The organism is Povalibacter sp., assembly GCF_036735925.1.
GTDB lineage: Bacteria > Pseudomonadota > Gammaproteobacteria > Steroidobacterales > Steroidobacteraceae > Steroidobacter.
Genome location: NZ_DAINNK010000004.1, coordinates 109108 through 132629 on the forward strand (window position 1 = coordinate 109108; position 23522 = coordinate 132629).

The following is a 23522-nucleotide window of genomic DNA, read 5'->3' on the forward strand; positions in this document are numbered from 1 at the left end:
GAAATTCTCTTCTCCCTTCCGACCTCCGTGGCCTCCGTGATCTCCGTGTGAACTCTGAATTCCGGCCCCACGCACTTGCGTTTTGACCCCGACCCGGGACACTAGCCGGCGACCCAATCCAAAGGCGCAGTGTTCATGGATTCACCGGTTCCGACACTCATTACGCAGGCAAACCCCGTCGAGCTCGTCGGGGCAACCATTGCACAGCTCGGCCGGATCATTCTCGGCAAGGAACACCAGCTGCGCCTGAGCCTCGCCTGCCTGCTGGCGCGCGGGCATCTGCTGATCGAGGACATTCCCGGCGTCGGCAAGACCACGCTGGCGCATGCGCTGGCGGAAACGCTCGGGCTGCACTATCAGCGTATCCAGTTCACCAGCGACCTGCTGCCCGCCGACATCATCGGCGTGTCGATCTTCGATCGCGAAGCCAGCGAATTCCGCTTCCACAAGGGTCCGATTTTCGCGCAGCTCGTGCTCGCGGACGAAGTGAATCGCGCGACGCCGAAGGCGCAGAGCGCGCTGCTCGAAGCGATGGAAGAACACCAGGTGACGGTCGACGGCCAGACCTATCCGCTGGCCGCGCCCTTCTTCGTCATCGCCACCCAGAATCCGGTCTATCAGATCGGCACGTTCCCGCTGCCCGAATCGCAGCTCGACCGCTTCCTGCTGCGCATCGAACTCGGCTATCCCGACGCGACGCTCGAACGCGAACTGCTGATCGGCCAGGATCGCCGCGACATGCTGGCGACACTGCCGCCGATGCTCACGCCGCAGCAACTGCTGCTGATGCAGACGATGGTGCCGTCGGTACACGCCTCCGATGCACTGCTCGACTACGTGCAGGCGATCGTGCGTCACACGCGCGAATCGCCGCACTTCGAGTCGGGCCTGTCGCCGCGCGCCGCGATTGCGCTGCTGCGCGCCGCGCAGGCGTGGGCACTGATTCACGGCCATCCGGGCGTGCTGCCCGAGGACATCCAGGCCGTGCTGCCGGGGGTCGTCGGTCATCGACTGAAGCTGCGAGATAACGCAGCGGCGATTTCGGCGGGCGAGATTGGAGAGAGGGTGCTGAAGGCGGTGGCAGTTCCATGAAGAGGAAACAGGCGACAGGCGACAGGCGACAGCCAGAGAACGGGTCTGCCTGTAGCCTGTAGCCTGTAGCCTGTAGCCTGTAGCCTGTAGCCTGTCGCCTGTCGCCTGTCGCCTGTCGCCTGTCGCCTGTCGCCCTCCGATGCTTCCGCTCCTCACCAAGCTGCGCCACAAAACCCGTGCCTGGGCCCGCAAGCGCCACGGCATCGATCCGGATCCGACGGAGATCTCGGCGCGCCGCATCTACATCGTGCCGTCCGGCCTCGGCCTCGCGTTCGCGCTGATGCTGTTCGCGATGTTTCTCGGCGCGATGAACTACGGCAACAATCTCGCGCTCGGCCTCGCGTTCGTGCTGGGTTCGCTCGGACTCACGGCGATGCACTACTGTCATCGCAATCTCGCTGCGATACGTGTCGCCTCCGCCGCCAGCGAACCGGTCTTCGCAGGCGACGAGGCGCGCTTCCGCATCGCGCTGGAAAACCATGCGCCGCTGGCGCGGCACGAACTGACCATCGGCAACGATCACGGTTTCGCACCGCCGGTTCGCATCGAGTCCGGCGAGCGTGCGGTGCTCACGTTGCGTGTCCCGGCGCGCGAACGCGGCTGGCTGCCGCTGGAACATTTCGACGTCGCCACCCGGCACCCCTTCGGTCTGTTCCGGGCCTGGACTTATCTGCACATGGGCGTGCGATGCGTGGTGTATCCGCGGCCCGCGCCGCGCGGACGACCGCCGCCGCCGGTGGAAACCGATGTCGGCGGAGCACAGGAATCGTCGCGCGGCGATGAAGACTTCGCCGGTCTGCGCAGCTTTCATCCCGGCGATTCGCCGCGCCACGTCGCGTGGAAGGCGTATGCGCGGGGTCAGGGCCTGCAGGTGAAGGTGTATGCGGGCACGGCAGTCACGTCCCATCTGTTCGACTGGGAGAGTCTGCCGGGTCTTGCGACCGAGGCGCGGCTATCGCAGCTGTGTCGCTGGATCGAGGATGCCTACGCGGAAGGCCATGCCTTCGGCGTGAAGCTGCCGGGTGTCGACATTCCTCCGAACATCGGGCCGGCGCATCGCCAGCGCTGCCTGACGGCGCTGGCGCTGTTCGGCATCGAGGAGGCGAGCGCATGAGCGCGACCCTCGATTCGTCGCCCCGATTCACGCAGCAGCTGCTCTGGGTGGTGGGCGCGTTCACGCTGGCGTTGCTGCCGCACATTCCCGACCTGCGTCTGTGGATCGTGCTGCTGGCGCTGATCGCGGTGGCGGTGCGACTGGTCATTGCGCTGCGCCACTGGAAGCTGCCGCCGAAGGCGGTTCGCATTGCCGTCGCCTTCGCCGCGATGCTTGGCGTGCTCGCCAGCTATCGCACACTCAATGGACTGGAAGCGGGCACGGCGCTGCTGGTGCTGATGGGCGGCATGAAACTGTTCGAGACCGCCAACCGGCGGGATCTCACCGTCGTAGTGTTCGTTTCCTATTTCCTGCTGTTCGCCGGATTCCTCTACGACCAGTCGCTGCTGCGCCTGCCCTGGATGCTTGCGACTGCATGGTTGCTGACCGTCACGCTGATGCGCACGCATCAGACCGCGCCGATGAGCATGCGCGAGGCGTTGAAGCTGACGGGCAAGATGGTGCTGCAGTCGCTGCCGCTGGCGATTGCGCTGTTCCTGTTCTTCCCGCGATTGCCGGGTCAGTTCTGGGCGGTGCCGGGGCGCAGCGCGGCGGCCACAGGCATCGACGATGAAATGTCGCCGGGCGATATTTCGGAACTGAGCCTGTCGAGTGCCACGGCGTTTCGCGTGAAATTCGACGGCGACATGCCGCCGCCGCGCGAGCGCTACTGGCGTGGACCGGTGCTGCATGATTTCGACGGCCGGACATGGCGACGACTGCAGCAGTTCCTGCCGGAGCAACCGGTGACGCCCAGCGGCCCCGTCTATCGCTACACCGTCACGCAGGAACCGAACAACCGCTCCTGGATCTTCGGCCTGGAGGCCGTGACCGACTGGCCGCGCGAACGGGCGCGACTGTGGTCCGATCGCCAGCTGTTCGCCATGGGCCGCCTGTCGGCGCTGAGTTCGTTCCAGCTGGAATCGCGACCCCGCTACCGCACCGAGGGTCCACTGCCCACGACGACCCGCAATGTCGACACGCGCGCAGGCGATCACAATCCGCGCTCGAAACTGCTGGCGCAGGAACTCTACGCGCGCGCCGGCAGTCCCGAAGCCTTCGTCGAGGCAGTGCTCAACAAGTTCCGCGAGGAAGAGTACTTCTACACGCTCGAACCGCCGCGGCTCGAAGCCGATTCCATCGACGACTTCCTGTTCAACACACGCCGTGGCTTCTGCGAACACTTCGCCTCGGCGTTCACGATGCTGGCGCGTGCCGCCGGCATTCCTGCGCGTGTGGTACTCGGCTACCAGGGCGGCGAATACAACCCGATGGGCGACTACCTCATCGTGCGTCAGGCCGACGCGCACGCCTGGTCGGAAATCTGGATCGACGGCCAGGGCTGGGTGCGCGTCGATCCCACCGCCGCGGTCGCACCGGAGCGCGTGGAGCGAGGCATGGACGCCGCCCTCGACGAAGACGAACCGGTGCCGGGTCGATTGCTGAAACGTTTCGATGCGCTGGCGCAGATGCGGCTCGCCTGGGATGCGCTCAACACGTTCTGGAACAACCAGATCGTCGAGTTCGGCGCGGGCCAGCAGCGCTCGCTGCTCGAATGGTTCGGTATCGAAGACGCGGACTGGGAAGCGCTCGGCATGGCGATGGTCATCGCGCTGGCCACGTTCTTCGCTGCGCTGACGGGCTGGCTCGCCTGGCGTTACCGGCCGCGTGAGCGCGATCCGATCGTCCAGACCTATGCGCAGCTCTGTCGACGACTGGCGAAGGACGGATTCGTGCGCGCGCCCTACGAAGGCCCGGAAGACTATCTGAGCCGCGTCGCCCAGGCCCGGCCGGTACTGGCCGCGCAGATCGAAGAGATCCGTTCGCTGTACATCGGTCTGCGCTACGGTCCTGCGCCGCTCGACAGCCAGCTCAGCCGTCTGAAATTTCTCGTCAGCCAGTTGAAAGCATGAGGACGGGAGCCATGGAGCGCTGATGCCTGCACTCCTCCTGGCCATCGCGATCGTCGTCGGCGCCCTGTTCTGGTGGCTGGGCGTGCCCGCCTTGCAGGCGCGACGACGGCTCGCCCTCAGTCGCGAGCCGTTGCCCGCGCAATGGCAGGAATGGATGCGACAGGAAGTGCCGGCGTACCCGCGACTGCCCGCGCCGCTGCGCGGACGCCTGCACGGACTGATCCAGATCTTCGTGCGACAGAAATCCTTCGTCGGCTGCAATGGCCTCGACGTCACCGAACGCATGAAGGTCGTCATCGCTGCGAATGCCTGCCTGCTCGTGCTCAACCGGCCGGGTGTACCGCGCGACGGGCTCTACGACGATCTGTATTCGATCCTGATCTATCCGACGCCCTTCATCGTTCCGGAAACCCATAGTCACTCGGACGGCCTGGTCAGCGAGGGCGCGCGCGTGCTGTCGGGCCAGGCGTGGGATTCGCGACGGATCATCCTGTCGTGGGAAGACATCGAACAGGCGCCGAGTCTCGGCCACAACGTCGTGCTGCACGAGTTCGCGCACTATCTCGACATGGAGGACGAGACCATGGACGGCGCGCCGGGACTCGCCACGGCCGCCGATTTCCACGAATGGTCACGCGTCTTCTGGGACGAATACGACCGTCTGCGCGCCAACCTGCAGGTGGGGATTCCGGGCCTGATCGATCCCTATGGCGCCACGGCACCGGCGGAGTTCTTCGCCGTCGTCACCGAAGTGTTTTTCGGCAGGCCGCAGGAACTGGAGCAGCAGCATCCACTGCTCTATCGGCAGCTGCGCAAGTACTACCGGCTGGATCCGGCGCGGTGGGAGTCAGAACCGGCCATCCTTTCCTGATCCGGATGCACAAACGAAGAAGGCCCCGATCGGGGCCTTCTTCATGCTGCAAGCGACGATTGTTTCAGGCTTTCGGCTGACGGCGCCGGCGCGCGCTCAGCATCATTCCCGTCAATCCGACGCCCAGGAGAGCGAGCGTGCCCGGCTCCGGCACGGACGTAGCCGGAGTGAACACGGCCTTGATCAGCATGTCGTCGTGATTGTCATCGGGGCCTGCGCCGGAATCGTCCCAGAACAGCCAGGCGGCGTTATCGACGATGCTCATGGCAATCGACTGCCAGGGATTGCTCAGCTGCACAAGATCGTTATCGGCGTTCGTGAGGCATCCGAAGGCCGTGGCGCCACCGTTGAAAGAACAGAACCCGAAATCCAGCAATCCGGCACCGACCTGAACCGTGCCGAGTGCGAGCGGGTTGCCGAACAGATTCTGCGTCTGCGGCGCGTAGTCGGAGCTATGACCGATCGCTCCGGCCTGGAAATCGTTGCGGTAGCCCGCTTCCTTGCCGTAGTAGTAGTACGTCACGCTTCCGGCGGCATCCACACCCAGTGACGTTCCGAGCGTGTAGTTCGTCACCTGATTGCCGTTCAGCTCGGACACGAAGTCGTTGAGCGGCGAGATGCTGCTCGTGGAGCTGCCGTTGGCGGAGTCCACCAGGATGAAACCTGCCTGGGCGCTGGCGGCACATGCCATCAGTCCGACCATGACCAGCCATCGATTCCTTTTCACGTGGATACCTCGGTAATGAGTTTCTTGTTCCGCCTTGGATAATGCATGGGGCGTGCCCTGCATAATTTCTGCATTAGTATCAATTACATACGAACTATCGACAGGGAGAACCGGGAAGGACATGTCAACTGGCCCGACACATTCCCGACTTCACTCGGCCGCTCGAACGGAGCCTGCCACGGACTTCGGCTGGCGCGCGGCGACGACCAGCAGCGCCCCGCCCGCGAGGAACAGGATGACGATCGACAGGATCGCCGTACGCGAATTGCCCGTGACCAGCGCCGTGACGCCCATCAGCAACGGACCCAGCACGGCGGCGAACTTGCTCATCATGTTGTAGAAGCCGAAGAACTCGCCGGTGCGACCCGGCGGAATCAGGCTGCCGAAATACGAGCGACTGAGGGCCTGGATGCCGCCCTGCACGCAGCCCGTGGCGGCGGCCATGATGAAGAACTCTTTTGCCGTATCGAGCAGCGTGCCGTAGATCGTCACGCACGCGTAGACGGCGATGCAGGTGAAGATGCCGACGATCGGGCTGATGCGCTGGCCGATCCAGCCGAACAGCAGCGCCGCCGGAAAGCCGATGAACTGCACCATCAGGATGGCCTGGATGAGGCTCGATGATTCCAGGCCGATGGCGAGGCCGTAGTCCACGGCCATTTTCTGGATCGTGTTCACGCCGTCGATGTACATCCAGTACGCCAGCAGGAAGAACACGATGGCGCGGTACTTGCGCACCTCGCGCACCGTCGCCGCCAGCTCCGCGAAACTCTGGCGCAACGTCGAGCGCGACGGGTCGCCGGGCGCCGCCGCCTGCTCGCGCACGACCAGAAAGATCGGAATCGCGAACACGCCCCACCACACCGCGGCCGAGATGAACGATGCCTTCACGGCGGCCGTGACATCCGCGAAGCCGAAGAACTTGGGATCGAGCGTCATCCAGACGTTGATCGCCAGCAGCACACCGCCGCCGAGATAGCCGACCGCATAGCCGATGCCCGACACCGTATCGAGCCGCTCGCGCGGCGCGACGTCGATCAGCAGCGAGTCATAGAAGATGATGCCGCCCCAGAAGCCGATCGAACCCAGCGCGAACAGCACCGCGGCCCATTGCCACTGCCCCTGCGCGACCAGCCCCAGTCCCGCCGTGGACAGGACGCCGAGCACCGTGAAACCCAGCAGGAATCTGAGGCGCGATCCGCCGCGATCACCGAGCGTGCCCAGCAGCGGCGCCAGGATCGCGAGCAGGAAACTCGCCACGCCGTTGGTGATACCGAGCCAGAACGTGCTCTCGGTCGCCGACACCTCGGCGCTCCAGTACTGTTTGAAGAACACCGGAAAGAACACGACCATCGCCGTGGTCGCAAACGCCGAATTCCCCCAGTCGTACAGCGCCCAGGCAACGACGTTCTTGTTCAGCAGCTTCGTCTTCAATCGAGCGCTCCGGAACTAACCACAAGCAACTGAGAAAGAAATAACGGCCGCAAAAAAACGCAAAAGAACACAAAGGTAAGAAGAATTTCTTTTCTGACCTTGTGTGTTCTGCGCCTTTTTGCGGCCATTCCTCTTCTTCTTGGCGATACCCGAGTCCTACGCCGCAGCCGCCAGATGCTCGCGCGTCTCGCGGAACGTGATATCCGGCCAGCGTTCCAGCGTGAGCTGCAGGTTCACGCGCGTCGGCGCGAGGTAGACCAGCGCGCCGGAGTGATCCACCGCCAGGTTGTCGTAGGCCTTGGTGCGGAACTCTTCGAGCTTCTTCGCATCGTTGCAATACACCCAGCGGGCGGTGAACACGTTCACGTTGTCGAACGTCGCCTGCACGCTGTATTCGTCCTGCAGGCGGAAGGCGACCACGTCGAACTGCAGCTGGCCGACGGCGCCGAGCACGAGGTCGTTGTTGCGCAGCGGGCGGAACACCTGCGTGGCGCCTTCCTCGCACAACTGGTCGAGGCCCTTCTGCAGCGCCTTCATGCGCAGCGGATCGCGCAGCACGACGCGGCGGAACATTTCCGGCGCGAAGTTCGGGATGCCGGTGAACATGATCGACTCGCCTTCGGTGAAGGTGTCGCCGATGTTGATGGTGCCGTGATTGTGCAGGCCGAGGATGTCGCCGGCGAAGGCTTCGTCGGTGTGCTGGCGGTCCGCCGCGAGGAAGGTGAGCGCGTCGCTGATGCGCATTTCCTTGCCGAGTCGTACGTGGAACAGGCGCATGCCCTTGCTGTATTTGCCCGAGCAGATGCGCATGAAGGCGATACGGTCGCGATGGCCGGGATCCATGTTCGCCTGGATCTTGAAGACGAAGCCCGAGAGCTTTTCTTCCTGCGCATCGACCGTGCGCGAGGTCGTCGGGCGCGGCAGCGGACCCGGCGCATTCTTGACGAACGTCGCCAGCAGTTCGGTCACACCGAAGTTGTTGATGGCCGAACCGAACATCACCGGCGTCTGGCGGCCCGCGAGATATTCGTCACGCGAGAACTCCGGCGCGGCGCCGCGCACGAGTTCGACTTCATCGCGGAAGGCCTGCGCGCGATCGCCGAGGAATTCGCCCGCCTCGGCGCTGTCGAGACCGTCGATCGTCGCCACCGTACCGGCCCGGCCCTTCTCCGCCGCCTGATAGATGTAGATGCGGTCTTCCAGCAGGTGATAGATGCCGCGCAGGTCGCGGCCCATGCCGATCGGCCAGGTCACCGGCGCGCAGGAAATTTTCAGGATCTTCTCGATCTCGTCGAGCAGCTCCATCGGCTCGCGGCCTTCGCGATCGAGTTTGTTGATGAAGGTCATGATCGGCGTGTCGCGCAGCCGGCAGACTTCCATCAGCTTGATGGTGCGGTTTTCGACGCCCTTGGCGCAGTCGATGACCATCAGCGCCGAGTCGACGGCGGTCAGCGTGCGATAGGTGTCTTCGGAGAAGTCTTCGTGACCCGGCGTGTCGAGCAGGTTCACCATGCGGCCGTCGTAGGGAAACTGCATCACCGACGACGTCACCGAGATACCGCGCTGCTGCTCCAGCGCCATCCAGTCGGAGGTCGCATGCCGCGCGGCCTTGCGGCCCTTCACCGTACCGGCGAGCTGGATCGCGCCACCGAACAGCAGCAGCTTTTCCGTGAGCGTGGTCTTGCCGGCGTCGGGGTGCGAAATGATCGCAAAGGTACGCCGACGGGCGATTTCGTCTTGCAGCTCGGGCATGGGTCATCGGGCAGGAAGCGCGGGGCGCGCATTGTAGCCGGTCTTCCTGTGGGTCAGGCTTCAGCCTGACGACTCCCCGAAAGGCCGGCTGAAGCCGGCCCCACAACAAGAAGCTACTGCCGTCCTTCAATCGCGCTCTTCGGCTCCAGCGCCAGTTTGTAGATCAGGGCATCTTCGCGGCCGCCGACGGCCTGGTAGTAGCCCTTGCGCTGGCCGATGCGCTCGAAACCCATGGATTCGTACAGGCCCATGGCGACCTTGTTCGACGGGCGGACTTCGAGGAAGACGTCCTGCATGTATTCGTCGCGGGCCCGGTCGAGCAGGTAGTTCATGAGCTGTCGGCCGACGCCGTAGCCGCGCAGGTCGTTGCGGATGCAGACATTGAGGATGTGCGCCTCACCCGCGCCGAACGACATGATGCCGTAGCCGCCGATCTCGCCGCGGAACTCGACTACCCGGCACAGGTAGCCGACGCGCACGCAGTCGCGGAACACGCCTTCGCTCCAGGGAAACTGGTATGACGCCTGCTCGACCGCGCCGACCAGCGGCACGTCCGGAATCGTCATGGGACGAAACCGTACGTCGCGCAAGCCCGCTGAGCGATCGGGTTCGGCGCTCACGTCGTCTGCCCCGCTGCATCCGACAGTCGTTCGAAGGTCTGCATGGCCAGCACCAGGTCGGCCCAGGATTTGCGCTTCTCGGCGGGACTGCGCAGCAGATAGGCGGGGTGGTACGTCACGATCAGCGGCCGTCCCGACGGCAGAGTGTGCAACCTGCCGCGGAGTTTACCGATGGGCGTGTCGGTTTCGAGCAGGGTTTGTGCGGCTATGCGGCCGACGCACAGCAGCAGCGTGGGGTTCACCAGTTCGATCTGGCGGAACAGGTAGGGCAGGCAGGCCGCGGCCTCGTCGGGCCTGGGATCGCGATTGCCCGGCGGCCGCGACTTGAGGATGTTGGCAATGAACACCTGCTCGCGCGCCAGGCCCATGGCCCGCAGCATCGAGTTCAGCAATTGCCCGGCGCGGCCGACGAAGGGTTCGCCCTGCCGGTCCTCGTCGGCACCCGGCGCCTCGCCGATGATCATCCAGCGCGCCTGACGATCGCCGACACCGAACACGCCCTGGGTGCGGGTTTCATGCAACGGGCACTTCGTGCAGGTGCGCACGGCGTTGAAGAGTTCGTCCCAGCCCATCGCCGCGACGGCATCGTCGCGCGGCATGGAACGCAGCGGTACGACGGTCTCGACTTTCGGTGCTGCAGCGACCGGCCGCGGCGGTCGGACGGGAGCAGCGGCAACCGTCGGCGGTGCAACGACCGGGACTGCAGCCGCTGGCGGCTGTTCCGCACGCGTCGCCTGCAGCTCGCGCCGTTGCCAGACGTCGATGTCGAGCGCGCGCAGATAGTTGAGTCGTCGCGAGTCCATCGATCAGTGTTCGGCGTGGCGCTTCTTGCGGAACAGCTTGCGCCAGCCCCAGACCACAGGGCCGGAAATCGCATAGGTACCGAAGAAGGCCAGCAGCAGTTGCGGCGCCAGGGACAATTGCGGGGCCAGTGATGCAAGCACGTAGATGAGCGGAATGACCAGCGCGTACACCCAGGGAATACGGCCGCGCAGGTTCAGCTCCTTGCCGCTCCAGTAGGCGAACTTGCTGACCATCAGTGCGCCCGCGACGATCGATACCATGAATGCGAGCACCAGCCGCGCCAGGCTATCGACTTCGACTTCGCTGACCAGCCAGATGAATCCTGCGACCGTGCCGGCCGCCGACGGGCTCGGCAGTCCTTCGAAATAGCGCTTGTCTGCCACCGCGGCGCGCGAATTGAATCGCGCCAGGCGCAGGCCCGCGGCGACGGCGTAGAAGAACGCAGCAAGCCAGCCGAAGCGTTCCCAGAACTGGCCGTAGTCGGCGATGCGTTCGATGCCCCACTGGTACACGAGGATGGCGGGCGCCAGGCCGAAGGCGACCATGTCGCACAGGCTGTCGTATTCCTTGCCGAACTCGCTTTGTGTGTTGGTCCAGCGCGCGACGCGACCGTCGAGACCGTCGAACACCATGGCAATGAAGACGGCCGTCCCGGCGCGCGAAAAATTGCCGTCGATGGCGGCGACGATCGCATAGAAACCGCCGAACAGCGTGCCGGTGGTCAGCAGGTTCGGCAGCCAGTACACGCCGCGGCCCGGACGCACCGCTTCATCGGCGGCCGGCGGCAGTTCTCCCGAATCCCGTTCTGCATTCATTTCGAATCGAATCCCAACGCGAGGCTGTTGCCGGGGGAATTGCCCACTCGTGACGTGAGTTCCTGCCTGATCCGCATCCGGGCCTGCGACAAAGCGGCACCGGCGACGGTTCAGCAGCGGTTTTCGACATGATAGGGTGCGGCCCGCGACGCGTACAACTAACGAGACTCAGTGCCCGGAAAGCCCGTCATGACCTTGCTGCGTTTCATTCTGCTGACCTGCTTCTGCGCCGTGAGCGGCGTGGCGCTGGCAGATCGCCAGCAGGATCCAGAACTCGGCAAGTTGCTGCAGCAGGCGGTCGCCGCAGACAGATGCTTCGAAGACAAGTACGACCAGCAGGTCTGGCACGCGGTGATGGAGCCGAAACTCAAGCGCATCGTTGCCGATCAGGCCGAGCGCACCGAGATCCTCTATCACGTGCACTGCGAGGCGAAGCGTCTGAACCTGCCGCCGGGACTGGTGATGTCGGTCATCGATGTCGAAAGCCGCTTCGATCGCTGGGCCGTCTCGCATGCCGGCGCAGTCGGCCTGATGCAGATCATGCCGTTCTGGCCACGCCAGCTCGGCATGACCAATGAACAGCTCGTGCGCATCCCGCAGAACATCCGCATGGGCTGCACGATCCTCAAGTTCTACCTGGATCGCGAGAAAGGCGACTACACGCGCGCCCTCGCGCGCTACAACGGCAGCGTCGGACGCCGCAACTACTCCGATCTCGTCCTCGAACGACTCGCGAACCGCTGGCGGTACGACTAGGAAGGTTTCACACGGAGATCACGGAGAACACGGAGCAGAAGAAGAGAATTTTCCACGGGGGACACGGGGAGCACGGGGTCTCGGAGCAGAAATTTTCTTTCCCCGTGTTCCCATTCTTCCCCCGTGGAAAATTCTCTTCTCCCTTCCGACCTCCGTGGCCTCCGTGATCTCCGTGTGAAACCTTCTTTTCCTACCGTGTAGCAAAGCCGACAGGCACGTCATCGATGGCATCCAGGTCGAGTTCGATCACATCGACGTTGGAAACATGCGCTGCCGGCGGGCCGATGGCGAGCCAGTCGATGAGCGATACGACGGCGGTCGCGTCGCCCACGGCGAGCACTTCGACGCGGCCGTCCGGAAGATTGCGGGCGTAGCCGCTCAGGCCGAGTTCGATGGCTTTCTGGCGGGTCGAGCCACGATAGAACACGCCCTGGACGCGGCCGGAAACGAAACACCGTCTTGCGACGAGAACGGGCATGCGCAGTGACGGGAACGCAGCGGTCCGGGCGTCAGCCGGATTCCTTGCGATTGACGGGCTGTGCGGCGCTGAGCGCTTCGGTGGCCCGCCCCTTCGCGGCCACGGCGCTGCGGCGCGCACCCTTGTAGTCGCCCTTCTGCAGACTCGCTTCGGCCTGTTCGAGCAGCGATTGCGCCTCGTTCAGTGTCTGCGGCGCGACCTGATCGGCCCCCGCATCGCGCGCTGCCTTGATGGCCTGACGCGCATTGCTCATCTCCTGAGCCGGCGCGCCCGCACACCCGGCTGCCGCCGCACACAGCAGTGTCAGCAACAGACCGCGCAGCATTGCAGGCAGTGAGGAGTACGCCATGATTGGGCTGGAATTTTCGCCCGACCGTAACAACGCGAGCCTACACCGTCAAGGCGACCCCGAATACAATCCCGCACGCCTGCAGAGGCTGTTGCGTTGCGCTCAACCCACATCGATGGCCGCGCGCAGCAACAGGAATCGCAATTCGCAGACCATTCCCGGAGTTTCTTCGCGTGACCGAAGTTCTCGTCGTGTTTTATTCGCGCAAAGGCAGCACCGCCGAACTGGCGCGGCAGGTGTGTCGCGGCATCGAATCGGTCGACGGCGCGCGTGCGAGATTGCGCACGGTGCCGCCGGTGGTCACGAGCATCGAACAGCCGCAGCCCGCGATTCCTTCTGAAGGCCCGCCCTATGTCACGCACGATGACTTGCGCGAATGCGACGGCCTGGTGCTGGGCAGTCCCACGCGCTTCGGCAACATGGCCGCGCCGCTCAAGCATTTTCTCGACGGGACGAGTTCGCTGTGGGTCAGCGGCGTGCTGGCCAACAAGCCTGCGGCCGTATTCACCTCCACACAGACCATGCACGGCGGTCAGGAGACGACGTTGCTGAGCATGATGCTGCCGCTGCTTCATCACGGCATGGTCATCGTCGGGCTTCCCTACACCGAGCCGGCGCTGAACCACACGACGAGTGGCGGTTCGCCCTACGGCGCAAGTCACGTGGCGCTCGGCGAGATGCAGCCGAAGTTGTCGGACGAAGAAAAGACGCTCGCGCAACTGCTCGGGCGGCGCGTCGCCGAATTCGCCGCGAAGTTGCGCGCGTGAGTGCGATGGGCGAGCCGCAGGCCGCAGCAACGCTGCGATTGCTGACGCTGACCCTGATCGGCCTGCTGATCGCGCTGGTAGTGTCGTGGACGCTGAGCGCCGGACTCTCGGCAGGACGAGCCGTACTCGCGCTGGTCCTGATACTGCCGCTGTGCGCGCCGCTTCGCGGACTCGTTCGTCGCGAGCGGCGCACGTATGCCTGGGCGACGCTGTGCGTGATTCCCTACTTCGTGATGGGTCTGACCGAATCGGTTGCGAATCCGCACGGTCGGCTCTGGTCCGGCGCCTGTCTGGCGCTGGCGCTGCTGCTGTTCGTGGCGCTGATCGCGTATCTGCGAGCCACGCGACCGCGCTGAATCAGCGCGCGTCGACGATCTCGCGCACGAACGGCACGGTCAGCCGGCGCTGCGCGGCGAGCGAGGCTTCATCCAGTTCGTCGAGAAACGCGCACAGCGAGGCCATGTCGCGCGGCAGACGACGCAGCAGGTATTGCGCGGTATCGAGCGGCAGGTCGAAGCCGCGGATCTGTGCGCGCAACTGCAGGGCGGCGATCTGTTCGGTTTCATCGAGCGGTTGCAGGCTCAGCACCAGTCCGCCGCCGAGACGCGAACGCAGGTCGGCGAGTTCGATGCCGCTCGCCGCAGGCGGACGGGACGACGAAACCACGAGGCGGCCCTGACGCTCGTCGAGCTGCTGATGGAGACGAAACAGCGCCCGCTCCCACGCCGGCTGCGCAGCGATGACTTCGACATCATCGATGCAGACACACGCAATCTCTCCGCATCCCGACAGCAGTTCGGGCCCCATGCTCATGACATCCGCCAGCGGCAGGTAGGCAACGGAATACCCCTGCTGCGACGCCTCGGCGCACAGTGCCTGCAGCAGATGGGTCTTGCCGCCGCCCGTCGGTCCATGCAGGAACAGGCACGTGGGCGGCGCGCCGATCGCCGCGGCACGCAGCGCATCGACCGTTGCCTGATTGCGGCCGGCGAAGTAGCTCGCGAAAACGGAACTGTCGCGCAGCTTCAGGCCGAGAGCGAGCTGGCCGCTCACGCCGGCAGGCCGCGCCGGCGGCGACTCACGGCAATCGCCTTGCGCGAATACGTCACCACGTAGTCGATTCCGCTGACCACCGTCGTGACGAAGACCAGCGCGCCGAGAATCGTGACGGCCGTCTGCGGCACATCGCCGACGGCATGGGCTGCGACGATCAGCAGCAGAAACAGGATCTGGCACAGCGTGTTGAGCTTGCTGATCCAGGTCGGATGACCCTGCAGGTCGCCGAACAGCGAGTTGTAGGTAATGGCGCCGGCCGTGATGATCACATCGCGTCCGATCGCCGCGATCGCGAGCCACAGCGGTATCAGCCCCATGATCGCAAGCGTGAGGAACACGCCGACCAGCAGGATCTTGTCCGCCAGCGGATCGATGATCTTGCCCAGTTCCGACGTCCAGCCGCAGCGCTTCGCCAGAAAACCGTCGAGTCCGTCGGTGGCCGCGGCGACGGCGAACAGCCACAGCGTGGCGCGGAATTCATGTTCGAACAGCAGCCAGGCCACCGGGATGACCAGCAGCATCCGCAGGAAACACAGTGCATTCGGAATGAAACGCAGGCTGGGCAACATCATCCGTCGTAGCCGGTAGCTGCGTGCAACTTCAGGGCTGATACCGGAAGCGCAGCCCCTCCGCGGACTGCGGTTGGGTATCCAGCGCAGTCGCCGGAACGAGCCTGCCGTCGAGCGCCAGTGCCCGACGCAGCGTGGCCGCATCGCCACGCACGGCGACGCGGAATCTGAGCGTATCGCCCAGCACCTGATCGACGGCCACCCCGCGCACCACCGTCAGGCCTTCGAGATAGTTCAGGGTCGTGGCATAGGCCCCCAGCGTGTTGATGCCGGAGACCTCGACGGTGAGATTGTCGACAGTCGTCCCGGAAGCGGAATACACGCGGGCGAACGTATCGGCGGCGAGATTGATGCCGTCTTCGAGCGAACCGCTGGAATTTGCCGTGCCGTCGGCCGACGCCAGGGTCCAGCGCACCGACAGTCCGCCGGCGCCATCGCTGCGTGCCGTTCCAAGCAGCGCAGCATTGGCGTTGTAGCGCGACGCCGTCTGCAGCAACGCCGCGGTGTCGCCGCCGGTGGCTGCGGCATCCGCATTGATCTGGGTGCGGTCCTGGGTCGTCATGTCCGGCCAGACGATGGGCACACCGCGTACCCGCGCGGCTCTGGCAATGGCTTCGCGCTCAGCGGAGCTGGCCGATGCATCGATCCAGTAGGACGAACCGCCGGCCGTCGTCACGTTCAGCAACACCAGCGTCGCCGGCCGCTCGCGCCCCCAGACCGGCAGCCCGGCCTCGGTCAGCAGGCGATCGACGGACACGTCATCGAAGGCGACCTGCAGGATGTTGTCGGACGTAAAGCCGAAACGCTGGGCGTACTGCCGGGGATTGTTGAGCGCCCCACCGAGACGCGCTGCGGCATCGGCACGGCCGCTCACACGAATCACTACCGTGCGCAGCGCATCGACGAAGGCGGCATCGCGATTCGACGTGACCGGCACCGAGGCCTCGTACAGATCGGGAACCGTGACGGCAAAGGCCGGCCCGGCCACGAACAGCACGATCAAGGAAAACAACCGGCTTCTGAAAGGACTCGTCGGGCGCATCGAAAACGGTCGGCGGCTCCGCCTGGAGGATGTGGCCGTGTAAAATACCACACGCCGATTTCATACCCGGCAGTCCCCCGGCAGCCCGAACTCCCCGCAAGGGCGTGCGCCGCAGCCATCATCGCGAGGTTTCAATGTCTTCCGATTCGATCACCTACAAAGACGCCGGCGTGGACATCGAGGCCGGAGACGAACTGGTCGAGCGCATCAAGCCGGCCGTGAAGCGCTCCATGCGGCCCGAGGTGCTGGCGGGTCTGGGCGGATTCGGGGCGCTGTTCGAAATTCCTGTCGACCGCTACAAGAGGCCGGTGCTGGTCTCGGGCACCGACGGCGTCGGCACGAAGCTGCGCCTCGCCATCGACACCGGCCGTCACGACACGATCGGCATCGATCTCGTCGCCATGTGCGCCAACGACGTGGTCGTGCAGGGCGCCGAGCCGCTGTTCTTCCTCGACTACTACGCGACCGGCAAGCTCAGCATCGACGTCGCGGAGTCCGTCATCAAAGGCATCGTCGAAGGTTGCGTGCAGGCCGGCGCCGCGCTGATCGGCGGCGAAACGGCAGAAATGCCCGGCATGTATGCCGCCGGCGATTACGATCTCGCGGGATTCTGCGTCGGCATCGTCGAGAAGGACGGCATCATCGACGGCAGTCGCACGCGCCCCGGCGACGTGCTGCTCGGACTGCCCTCCTCCGGTCCGCATTCGAACGGCTATTCACTGATCCGCAAACTGCTGCAGGTCGGCAAGGCGACGCCCGCCACCAAACTCGGCAGCGGCCTGCTCTACGACGCACTGCTCGCCCCAACGCGCATTTACGTGAAGCCGTTGCTGGCGCTCGCGAAGGCCGTGCCGGTGCGCGGTTTCGCGCACATCACCGGCGGTGGACTCACGGAAAACATTCCGCGCGTGATTCCGGCCGGTCTCGAAGTGCTGCTCAGCGCCCAGGCCTGGCAGCGGCCGGAAGTGTTCGACTGGCTGCAGAAGACCGGCAGCATCGCCGCGGCGGAGATGTATCGAACCTTCAACTGCGGCATCGGCATGACCGTGACGGTGGCGGCCGAGCACGTCGACAAGGCGCTCAGACTACTGCGCGATCACGGTGAACAGCCCGTCGTCATCGGCGAGATCCGGCGCGGCGATGGTGGCGTGGTCATTCACGGATGACGCCATCGACTTCGGGGAACGGCACGAGCGAATCGCGCCTTCCCGTCGTGATCCTCATCTCCGGTCGCGGCAGCAACATGCAGGCAATCGCGCAACGCGCAGCCAGCGGCGAGTTGCCCATCGAGATCCGCGCCGTCATCAGCGATCGGCCCGAGGCCGCCGGACTCGCGCTCGCCGCGAGCCTGGGCCTGCCGACCGCCGCACTGTCACCGAAAGGCTTTGCCGATCGACCTGCCTACGACACCGCACTGGCTGCGCTGGTGAAATCCCATGCGCCGCGACTGGTGGTGCTGGCCGGCTTCATGCGCATCCTCACGCCGAATTTCATCGGGCCGTTTGCCGGCAGGATCCTCAACATCCATCCGTCGCTGCTGCCGAAATACCGTGGGCTGCACACGCATCGACGCGCCCTCGAAGCAGGCGACACGGTTCACGGCGTCAGCGTGCATTTCGTCACCGAGGAACTCGACGGCGGTCCGGTCATTATCCAGACGACGGTTCCGGTGCTGGCCTCCGATACGGAAGCCACGCTTTCAGCACGAGTTCAGCGGCAGGAACACAGCATCTATCCCCAGGCGATCGACTGGTTTGCGCGCGGACGGCTGGAACTGAAGGGCGAACAGCCCTGGCTGGACGGACAGGCGCTGCGGACACCGGTCGTCATCGCGTCCTGACGCCGCCTCCAGACTCCGGATGCGGGTCACTGCAAGGAGAATGAATTGCGGCACGATGTTTCCGGCTTCCTTCGCCAGACCTTCGCGGGCTGCGCATTGCTCCTGCTCGCAATGATGTCCCACGCCCAGCCGACGGTGCCGCAACCGTTCGTCGCCACTTACGCCGTCACGTTTCGCGGCCTCAGCGGCGGCACGCTGCGCATGGAATGGCGGCACGAAGGCCAGAACCGTTACGTCTTCGAAACCCGCGCCAGCCCCTCGGCCCTGGCGCGATTCGTCATCAGCTCCGATGCCTTCGAACGCACGACGCTGGAACTGACCCCGCAGGGATTGCGTCCGCTCTCCTGGGAAGCCAATGACGGCCGCTCGGGCGCCAAAGGCGACGGCAAGCTGCAGTTCGACTGGAACGCCAATACCGTGAGCGGCACCTACGAAGGGGAGCCGGTGAAGCTGGCACTGGAGCCGGGAATGCAGGACCGGCTGTCGATCCAGATCGGTGTGATGGCCGCACTGGCCGGCGGCGCGGAACCGGGGACGATCGCCATGGTGAACGGCGACAGCATCCGCCACTACACCTACACGCGCGGCCAATCAGAAACGGTGCAATCGAAACTCGGCCCGCTGCAGACCGTCGTCTACGAAAGCACGCGCGCCAATTCGAACCGGCTCTCGCGCGTCTGGCATGTGCCATCGCTGGACTACCTGCCGGCCCGTGCCGAGCAGATCCGCAAGGGAAAGGTCGAGACGGTGATGACGCTGCTGAGCGTCGAGAAAACCGGGCCTTGATTCCTGCTGTGGGGCCGGCTTCAGCCGGCCTCTGACTGTAGGTCAGGCTTCAGCCTGACTTCTTCAAAGGCCGGCTGAAGCCGGCCCCACAGCAAGAGCGAGTCAGGTCTTCGGCAGCGTCACGCCGCGCTGGCCCTGGTATTTCCCGCCGCGATCCTTGTATGAGGTCTCGCAGACTTCGTCCGATTCCAGGAACAGCATCTGCGCCACGCCTTCATTGGCGTAGATCTTCGCCGGCAACGTCGTGGTGTTCGAGAATTCGAGCGTCACGTGCCCTTCCCACTCCGGTTCCAGCGGCGTCACGTTGACGATGATGCCGCAGCGCGCGTAGGTCGACTTGCCGAGGCAGATCGTCAGCACGCTGCGCGGAATGCGGAAATATTCGACCGTGCGGGCCAGCGCGAATGAATTCGGCGGAATGATGCACACGTCCGACACCTGGTCGACGAAGCTGGCCGAATCAAAGTTCTTGGGATCGACGATGGTCGAGTTGATGTTGGTGAACACCTTGAACTCGTTCGCGCAACGCACGTCGTAGCCGTAGCTCGAGGTGCCGTAGGAAACGATCTTGCCGCCGTTGGCGACGCGGACCTGCCCCGGCTCGTACGGTTCGATCATGCCCTGGGCGGCCATGCGACGGATCCAGCGGTCGGATTTGATGCTCATAGAGGAGTGACGAAGGTAACGAAGGTGGCGAGAGTGACGAGGGCGCAGACGACGGTCAACGGGTATCAGGTGTCTTCGATCTGGATCGACGGGAACGCCGGAGCCGCGGACAGCGATCGGCGGGCCAGCTGGGCCGCGGTCTTGCGGGCGAAATCGAAGTAGGCGTGCGCCAGCGAGCCGTCCGGATCGGCGACTACTGTCGGTGTGCCGCTGTCCATCTGCTCGCGGATGCGGATGTCCAGCGGCAGTTCGCCCAGCAGTTCGACGCCGTACTGTTCGGCCATGCGACGCCCGCCGCCGGCACCGAAGATATGTTCCTCGTGACCGCAGTTCGAGCAGACGTGGGTGCTCATGTTCTCGACGATCCCGAGCACCGGCACCTCCACCTTCTGGAACATGCGCAGCCCCTTGCGCGCATCGAGCAGCGCGATGTCCTGCGGCGTCGTGACGATGACGGCGCCGCTGACCGGCACGCGCTGCGACAGCGTCAGCTGCGTGTCACCGGTGCCCGGCGGCATGTCGACGATCAGATAATCGAGTTCGCCCCAGCGTGTGGTTTCGAGCAGCTGCACCAGCGCCTGCGTGACCATCGGCCCGCGCCACACCATCGGCTGTTCTTCGTCGATCAGGAAGCCGATCGACATGACCTTGATGCCATGCGCCTCGGGCGCCAGCATCGATTTCTGATCGGGGCTGACGGGCCGCTCGCCCTCCAGCCCCATCATGCGCGGCTGACTGGGACCGTAGATGTCCGCATCGAGCAACCCGACCGCGGCCCCTTCCTGCGCGAGGGCGAGCGCGAGATTGGCAGCGGTCGTGGACTTGCCCACCCCACCCTTGCCCGAGGCGACGGCGATGATGTTGCGGATCGACTGGACCGGGCGCAGGTTGCCCTGGGCCGCCTGGGACTCCACGCGCCAGTCGACCTGCACGTCGACGGAGCGCACCCAGTCCAGGCTGCGAATGCGCTCGCCCAAGGACTTCGCCAGTTCGGCGCCGTAGCGCTTCGCCGGGAAACCCAGCCGCAACTGCACGTTGACATCGGGCTGCGAGGCAGCGACGCCGACCACGGCGCCCGCAGCCCCCAGTTCCATGCCGAGGTACGGCTCGCGAAAGGATTCGACAAGGTGGCGCACCGCCACGTCTCGCTCAGTCGTCATGCAATCGTCCCGTTACGGAATCTGCCGCAGAAGTGGCTTCGTCGCGTGCCTGTGCACCGAGTAAAGCCGGATCGCGGCGGGCGCGCATTGTAATCGAGACCGCAGGCGCACCGACCCGCGATTGCAAGAGTGACGAATCTCCCGGATTCGGGGAAATTCTCATGTTTCCTGAGGAGTTGCTGCGCAGCAGACATGGCATAATGCCGCGCAACGCGTTAATGCACCGGACAAAAGGTTCATTTTCGCCCCAGCCAGAGGCGGTTACGCTCGCGAGGATCTGGCTCAAGAAACCGGGGCGAATCAGAGTCGCACTCCAAGGCCGGTCAGCAGCGCGAAGGATACCGAGACGACTCGATGAGTTTCTTTTCCGACCTGAAAGCCGAACGCCTGATTGCGGAGATCAGGAACATCGGCGATCCGCTGCATCCGGACGCCCAGAAGGCGTTCCAGAAGCTGGCGAAGATCGGTCCCGGTGCCATCCCGAAAATCCTCGACACCGTCGCCGCCGCGGACAAGAAGGAAACCGCCGCGTACGTCGAAATCCTCGCGCAGCTGGTCGACAACAAGTCGTTCCCGCTGCTGGCGCAGGGTCTCATCGACGGCAGCCCGCGCACGATCGCCGCGGTCGGGTGGGCGCTCACGGCCAGCACCAACTACAGCTCATCGCTGCTGATCGACCTGCTCTCCCGCGAAGACGTTTCCAAGCCGGCCGTGATCGAGATCATCGCCGCCCAGAAGAACCGTTTCAGCGTCCGCGAACTGCTGCAGCACGCCTACAACCAGGAAGCCAACGAAAAGGCCGCCCTGTTCCGCATCATCGGCGAGCTGACGGACGCCGCGTCCGTACCCGAACTCATCAGCCGCATCGACGGCAAGGACTCGACCGCGCGGATGCACATCATCGGCATCCTCTCGCGCTTCAACCGGCCCGACGTGTCGGCAGCGCTGCAGACCCAGCTGCGCGACTCCAACAAGCTCATCCGTCAGGCCGCGCTCAATGCACTGGCCAAGATGGACGGCCCCGTCAACATCGCCGCGGTCTGTCACATGCTGCGCGATCCGGACATCGAAGTGCAGAACCGCGCCATCGACGTCGTCGTCCGGGCCAAGGATCCGGACACGATGAAGTACCTGATCGAGGTGCTGAAGGACGAGAACGAATACGCCCGCCGCGCCGGCGTCGAAGTCCTGAACCACCTCGGCACCTCGCGCGACATCAAGCACCTGCTGCAGGTCATCAAGGACGACGACTGGTGGGTGCGCACGCGCGCCGCCGACGCGCTCGGCAAGATCGGCGGTCCGCGCGTGGTCGACGCCGTCATCGAACTCATCAAGGACGAGGACGAGGAAGTCCGCCGCGCCGCGATCGAGATCCTGAACCAGACCAAGGACGAGCGCGCCGTCAACTTCCTGCTCGAAGCCACCAAGGACAAGGACTGGTGGGTGAGCGAGCGCGCCATCGATGCCCTCGGCGAGATCGGCAGCAAGCGCGCGGTGCCGGTGCTGCTGGAGATCATGAATTCCGACAATGCCCGCGCGCTCCCGGCGGTCATCCGCGCGCTCGGCAAGATCGGCGACGCGCGCGTCGTCGATCAGATGGTGAAGCTGCTCGACCGGCCGGAAAAGGAGATCAAGGTCGAGGCCATCAATGCGCTGGCGCGCCTGGCCGACGACAAGCGCGCCGACACGGTGCGCAGCCGCATTCATTCGATCACCACGACCGCGACGGACCAGACGCTCGTCAACGCCGCGATCCAGGCCGTCGACGACATCGACGGCCGCTACGCCAGCAGCGCCATTGCCGCACAGGCCCAGACCCGCGTCACGCGTCCGGGCGCTCCGGCGGAAACGCCCGCCGCAGCACGCACGCTGCTCATCGAGAAGGGCGACGTCGATGCCGTCATCAAGAAGGCCGAGGAATCGGCGATCGGCACCGCGCGCCTCGACATCGCCGCGCTGAAACCCGGCGAAATCCTCGAAGGCCGCTACAAGTACATCGAAAAGATCGGCAAGGGCGCCTTCGGCACCGTGCTGCTGGTCGAAGACACCGTCGTCGAAGAACGCCTGATCCTCAAGTTCCTGAACCCGAACGTGTCGCAGGACGAGGAGATGATGAAGCGCTTCGTGCACGAGCTGCGCTACTCGCGCAAGATCACGCACCGCAACGTCATCCGCATCTACGACTTCCTGTTCATGCGCGGCAACTACGCCATTTCGATGGAGTATTTCCCGTCGCACACGCTGGGCAGCGAGATCGTCAACGAAAAGCCGCTCGACCTGCGCCGCGCCGTGCAGTACGGCATCGACATCGCCACGGGCATGACGGTCGCGCACCAGGCTGGCATCGTGCATCGCGATCTGAAACCCGCGAACGTGCTGATCAACAACGAAGGCCTGCTCAAGATCGTGGACTTCGGCGTCGCCGCCGCGCACAAGGAAGGCGACACGCAGCTCACCAAGACCGGCTACGTCATCGGCTCGCCGAAATACATGGCGCCGGAGCAGATCCTGGGCAAGAAGGTCGACGAGCGCGCCGACATCTACAGTCTCGGCGTCATCCTCTACGAAATGGTCACGGGCCAGCCGCCCTACAGCCGCGGCGATCACATGTCCGTCATGTACCAGCACGTGCAGGGCAAGGCCCGGTCGCCGCTTGAGGTAAATCCCTCATTGCCCAAGCCGCTTGCCGACATCGTCGTGAAGGCGATGGCGGTCGACAAGCAGAAGCGCTTCCAGAGCATGGATGAGATGCGCCTGGCGCTGGAAAAGGCGCTGTAGCAAAGCCTCTTCCCCCTCTTCTGTGGGGCCGGCTTCAGCCGGCCTCTTCACGAAGCAAGTCAGGCTAAAGCCTGACCTACAGCCAGATCGAAGG

24 protein-coding genes are annotated in these 23522 nt (G+C 64.8%); 11 read left to right on the top strand and 13 right to left on the bottom strand.

Features of this window, described 5'->3' with window-relative positions:
* Positions 1–135 precede the first annotated feature (135 nt).
* From V7D81_RS02710 to V7D81_RS02725, 4 genes are all read left to right on the top strand, one after another.
* Positions 136–1092, top strand: coding sequence for an AAA family ATPase (locus V7D81_RS02710; RefSeq protein ID WP_324314301.1), 957 nt, complete (start codon positions 136–138; stop codon positions 1090–1092).
* A 139-nt stretch (positions 1093–1231) separates the two neighbouring features.
* Positions 1232–2206 (top strand): DUF58 domain-containing protein, encoded by a 975-nt coding sequence (locus tag V7D81_RS02715; RefSeq protein WP_324314302.1) that lies wholly within the window; start codon positions 1232–1234, stop codon positions 2204–2206.
* A complete protein-coding gene (locus V7D81_RS02720; protein WP_324314303.1) occupies positions 2203–4158 on the top strand; it encodes a transglutaminase TgpA family protein in 1956 nt (651 codons plus the stop codon). Before V7D81_RS02715 ends, V7D81_RS02720 begins: the two co-directional genes overlap by 4 nt.
* A 22-nt stretch (positions 4159–4180) precedes the next feature.
* A complete protein-coding gene (locus tag V7D81_RS02725) occupies positions 4181–5029 on the top strand; it encodes a zinc-dependent peptidase (RefSeq protein WP_324314304.1) in 849 nt (282 codons plus the stop codon).
* Positions 5030–5093: 64 nt separating this feature from the next.
* On the opposite strand, the gene V7D81_RS02730 is transcribed toward V7D81_RS02725, so the two are convergent.
* The 6 genes from V7D81_RS02730 to pssA form a co-directional block, all read right to left on the bottom strand.
* Entirely contained in the window at positions 5094–5756 is a 663-nt protein-coding gene (locus V7D81_RS02730) for a PEP-CTERM sorting domain-containing protein (RefSeq protein ID WP_324314305.1), read from the bottom strand.
* A gap of 150 nt (positions 5757–5906) precedes the next feature.
* The gene (locus V7D81_RS02735) at positions 5907–7190 is read right to left on the bottom strand and encodes an MFS transporter (RefSeq protein WP_324314306.1); all 1284 of its coding nucleotides are present in this window, start codon (positions 7188–7190) and stop codon (positions 5907–5909) included.
* Positions 7191–7346: 156 nt separating this feature from the next.
* Positions 7347–8942 (bottom strand): peptide chain release factor 3, encoded by a 1596-nt coding sequence (locus tag V7D81_RS02740; protein ID WP_324314307.1) that lies wholly within the window; start codon positions 8940–8942, stop codon positions 7347–7349.
* Positions 8943–9055: 113 nt separating this feature from the next.
* Positions 9056–9562: a ribosomal protein S18-alanine N-acetyltransferase gene (gene rimI, locus V7D81_RS02745; RefSeq protein ID WP_324314308.1), complete on the bottom strand. Its 507-nt coding sequence runs from the start codon at positions 9560–9562 to the stop codon at positions 9056–9058.
* On the bottom strand, positions 9559–10365 hold the full coding sequence (locus V7D81_RS02750) for a uracil-DNA glycosylase (RefSeq protein WP_324314309.1): 807 nt from the start codon (positions 10363–10365) through the stop codon (positions 9559–9561). Before V7D81_RS02750 ends, rimI begins: the two co-directional genes overlap by 4 nt.
* A 3-nt stretch (positions 10366–10368) precedes the next feature.
* A complete protein-coding gene (gene pssA / locus V7D81_RS02755; RefSeq protein ID WP_324314310.1) occupies positions 10369–11181 on the bottom strand; it encodes a CDP-diacylglycerol--serine O-phosphatidyltransferase in 813 nt (270 codons plus the stop codon).
* Positions 11182–11370: 189 nt separating this feature from the next.
* Between pssA and V7D81_RS02760 the strand changes: the two genes are divergently transcribed.
* Complete coding sequence (locus V7D81_RS02760) at positions 11371–11937, top strand: transglycosylase SLT domain-containing protein (RefSeq protein WP_324314312.1); 567 nt, start codon at positions 11371–11373, stop codon at positions 11935–11937.
* A gap of 190 nt (positions 11938–12127) precedes the next feature.
* On the opposite strand, the gene V7D81_RS02765 is transcribed toward V7D81_RS02760, so the two are convergent.
* Both V7D81_RS02765 and V7D81_RS02770 read right to left on the bottom strand, forming a co-directional pair.
* Complete coding sequence (locus tag V7D81_RS02765) at positions 12128–12415, bottom strand: acylphosphatase (RefSeq protein ID WP_324314314.1); 288 nt, start codon at positions 12413–12415, stop codon at positions 12128–12130.
* Positions 12416–12446: 31 nt separating this feature from the next.
* Complete coding sequence (locus V7D81_RS02770; RefSeq protein WP_324314315.1) at positions 12447–12764, bottom strand: DUF4398 domain-containing protein; 318 nt, start codon at positions 12762–12764, stop codon at positions 12447–12449.
* Between the two features lie 173 nt (positions 12765–12937).
* Between V7D81_RS02770 and wrbA the strand changes: the two genes are divergently transcribed.
* Both wrbA and V7D81_RS02780 read left to right on the top strand, forming a co-directional pair.
* Complete coding sequence (gene wrbA, locus V7D81_RS02775; protein ID WP_324314317.1) at positions 12938–13531, top strand: NAD(P)H:quinone oxidoreductase; 594 nt, start codon at positions 12938–12940, stop codon at positions 13529–13531.
* A 5-nt stretch (positions 13532–13536) separates the two neighbouring features.
* Positions 13537–13887, top strand: coding sequence for a DUF2069 domain-containing protein (locus V7D81_RS02780; protein ID WP_324314361.1), 351 nt, complete (start codon positions 13537–13539; stop codon positions 13885–13887).
* Between the two features lies 1 nt (position 13888).
* On the opposite strand, the gene hda is transcribed toward V7D81_RS02780, so the two are convergent.
* From hda to V7D81_RS02795, 3 genes are read right to left on the bottom strand one after another with little or no spacing between them, the layout of a single operon-like run.
* Positions 13889–14584, bottom strand: coding sequence for a DnaA regulatory inactivator Hda (gene hda / locus V7D81_RS02785; RefSeq protein WP_324314318.1), 696 nt, complete (start codon positions 14582–14584; stop codon positions 13889–13891).
* Positions 14581–15159: a CDP-alcohol phosphatidyltransferase family protein gene (locus V7D81_RS02790; protein WP_324314319.1), complete on the bottom strand. Its 579-nt coding sequence runs from the start codon at positions 15157–15159 to the stop codon at positions 14581–14583. The genes hda and V7D81_RS02790 overlap by 4 nt, the downstream gene beginning before the upstream one ends.
* 28 nt (positions 15160–15187) lie before the next feature.
* A complete protein-coding gene (locus V7D81_RS02795) occupies positions 15188–16168 on the bottom strand; it encodes a DUF2066 domain-containing protein (protein WP_324314321.1) in 981 nt (326 codons plus the stop codon).
* 164 nt (positions 16169–16332) lie between these two features.
* Here V7D81_RS02795 and purM point away from each other — a divergent pair, with 164 nt between their 5' ends.
* The 3 genes from purM (at position 16333) to V7D81_RS02810 (ending at position 18824) form a co-directional block, all read left to right on the top strand.
* Positions 16333–17364: a phosphoribosylformylglycinamidine cyclo-ligase gene (gene purM, locus V7D81_RS02800; protein WP_324314322.1), complete on the top strand. Its 1032-nt coding sequence runs from the start codon at positions 16333–16335 to the stop codon at positions 17362–17364.
* A complete protein-coding gene (purN, locus tag V7D81_RS02805; protein WP_324314324.1) occupies positions 17361–18038 on the top strand; it encodes a phosphoribosylglycinamide formyltransferase in 678 nt (225 codons plus the stop codon). The genes purM and purN overlap by 4 nt, the downstream gene beginning before the upstream one ends.
* Positions 18039–18152: 114 nt before the next feature.
* On the top strand, positions 18153–18824 hold the full coding sequence (locus V7D81_RS02810; protein WP_442958329.1) for a DUF3108 domain-containing protein: 672 nt from the start codon (positions 18153–18155) through the stop codon (positions 18822–18824).
* A gap of 102 nt (positions 18825–18926) precedes the next feature.
* Here V7D81_RS02810 and dcd read toward each other — a convergent pair whose 3' ends face one another.
* Together dcd and apbC are read right to left on the bottom strand one after the other, a co-directional pair.
* On the bottom strand, positions 18927–19490 hold the full coding sequence (gene dcd, locus V7D81_RS02815; protein WP_324314327.1) for a dCTP deaminase: 564 nt from the start codon (positions 19488–19490) through the stop codon (positions 18927–18929).
* A gap of 65 nt (positions 19491–19555) precedes the next feature.
* The gene (gene apbC, locus V7D81_RS02820) at positions 19556–20650 is read right to left on the bottom strand and encodes an iron-sulfur cluster carrier protein ApbC (RefSeq protein ID WP_324314329.1); all 1095 of its coding nucleotides are present in this window, start codon (positions 20648–20650) and stop codon (positions 19556–19558) included.
* Positions 20651–21004: 354 nt separating this feature from the next.
* On the opposite strand from apbC, the gene V7D81_RS02825 reads away from it, so the two are divergent.
* The gene (locus V7D81_RS02825) at positions 21005–23428 is read left to right on the top strand and encodes a HEAT repeat domain-containing protein (RefSeq protein WP_324314330.1); all 2424 of its coding nucleotides are present in this window, start codon (positions 21005–21007) and stop codon (positions 23426–23428) included.
* Positions 23429–23522: the final 94 nt, after the last annotated feature.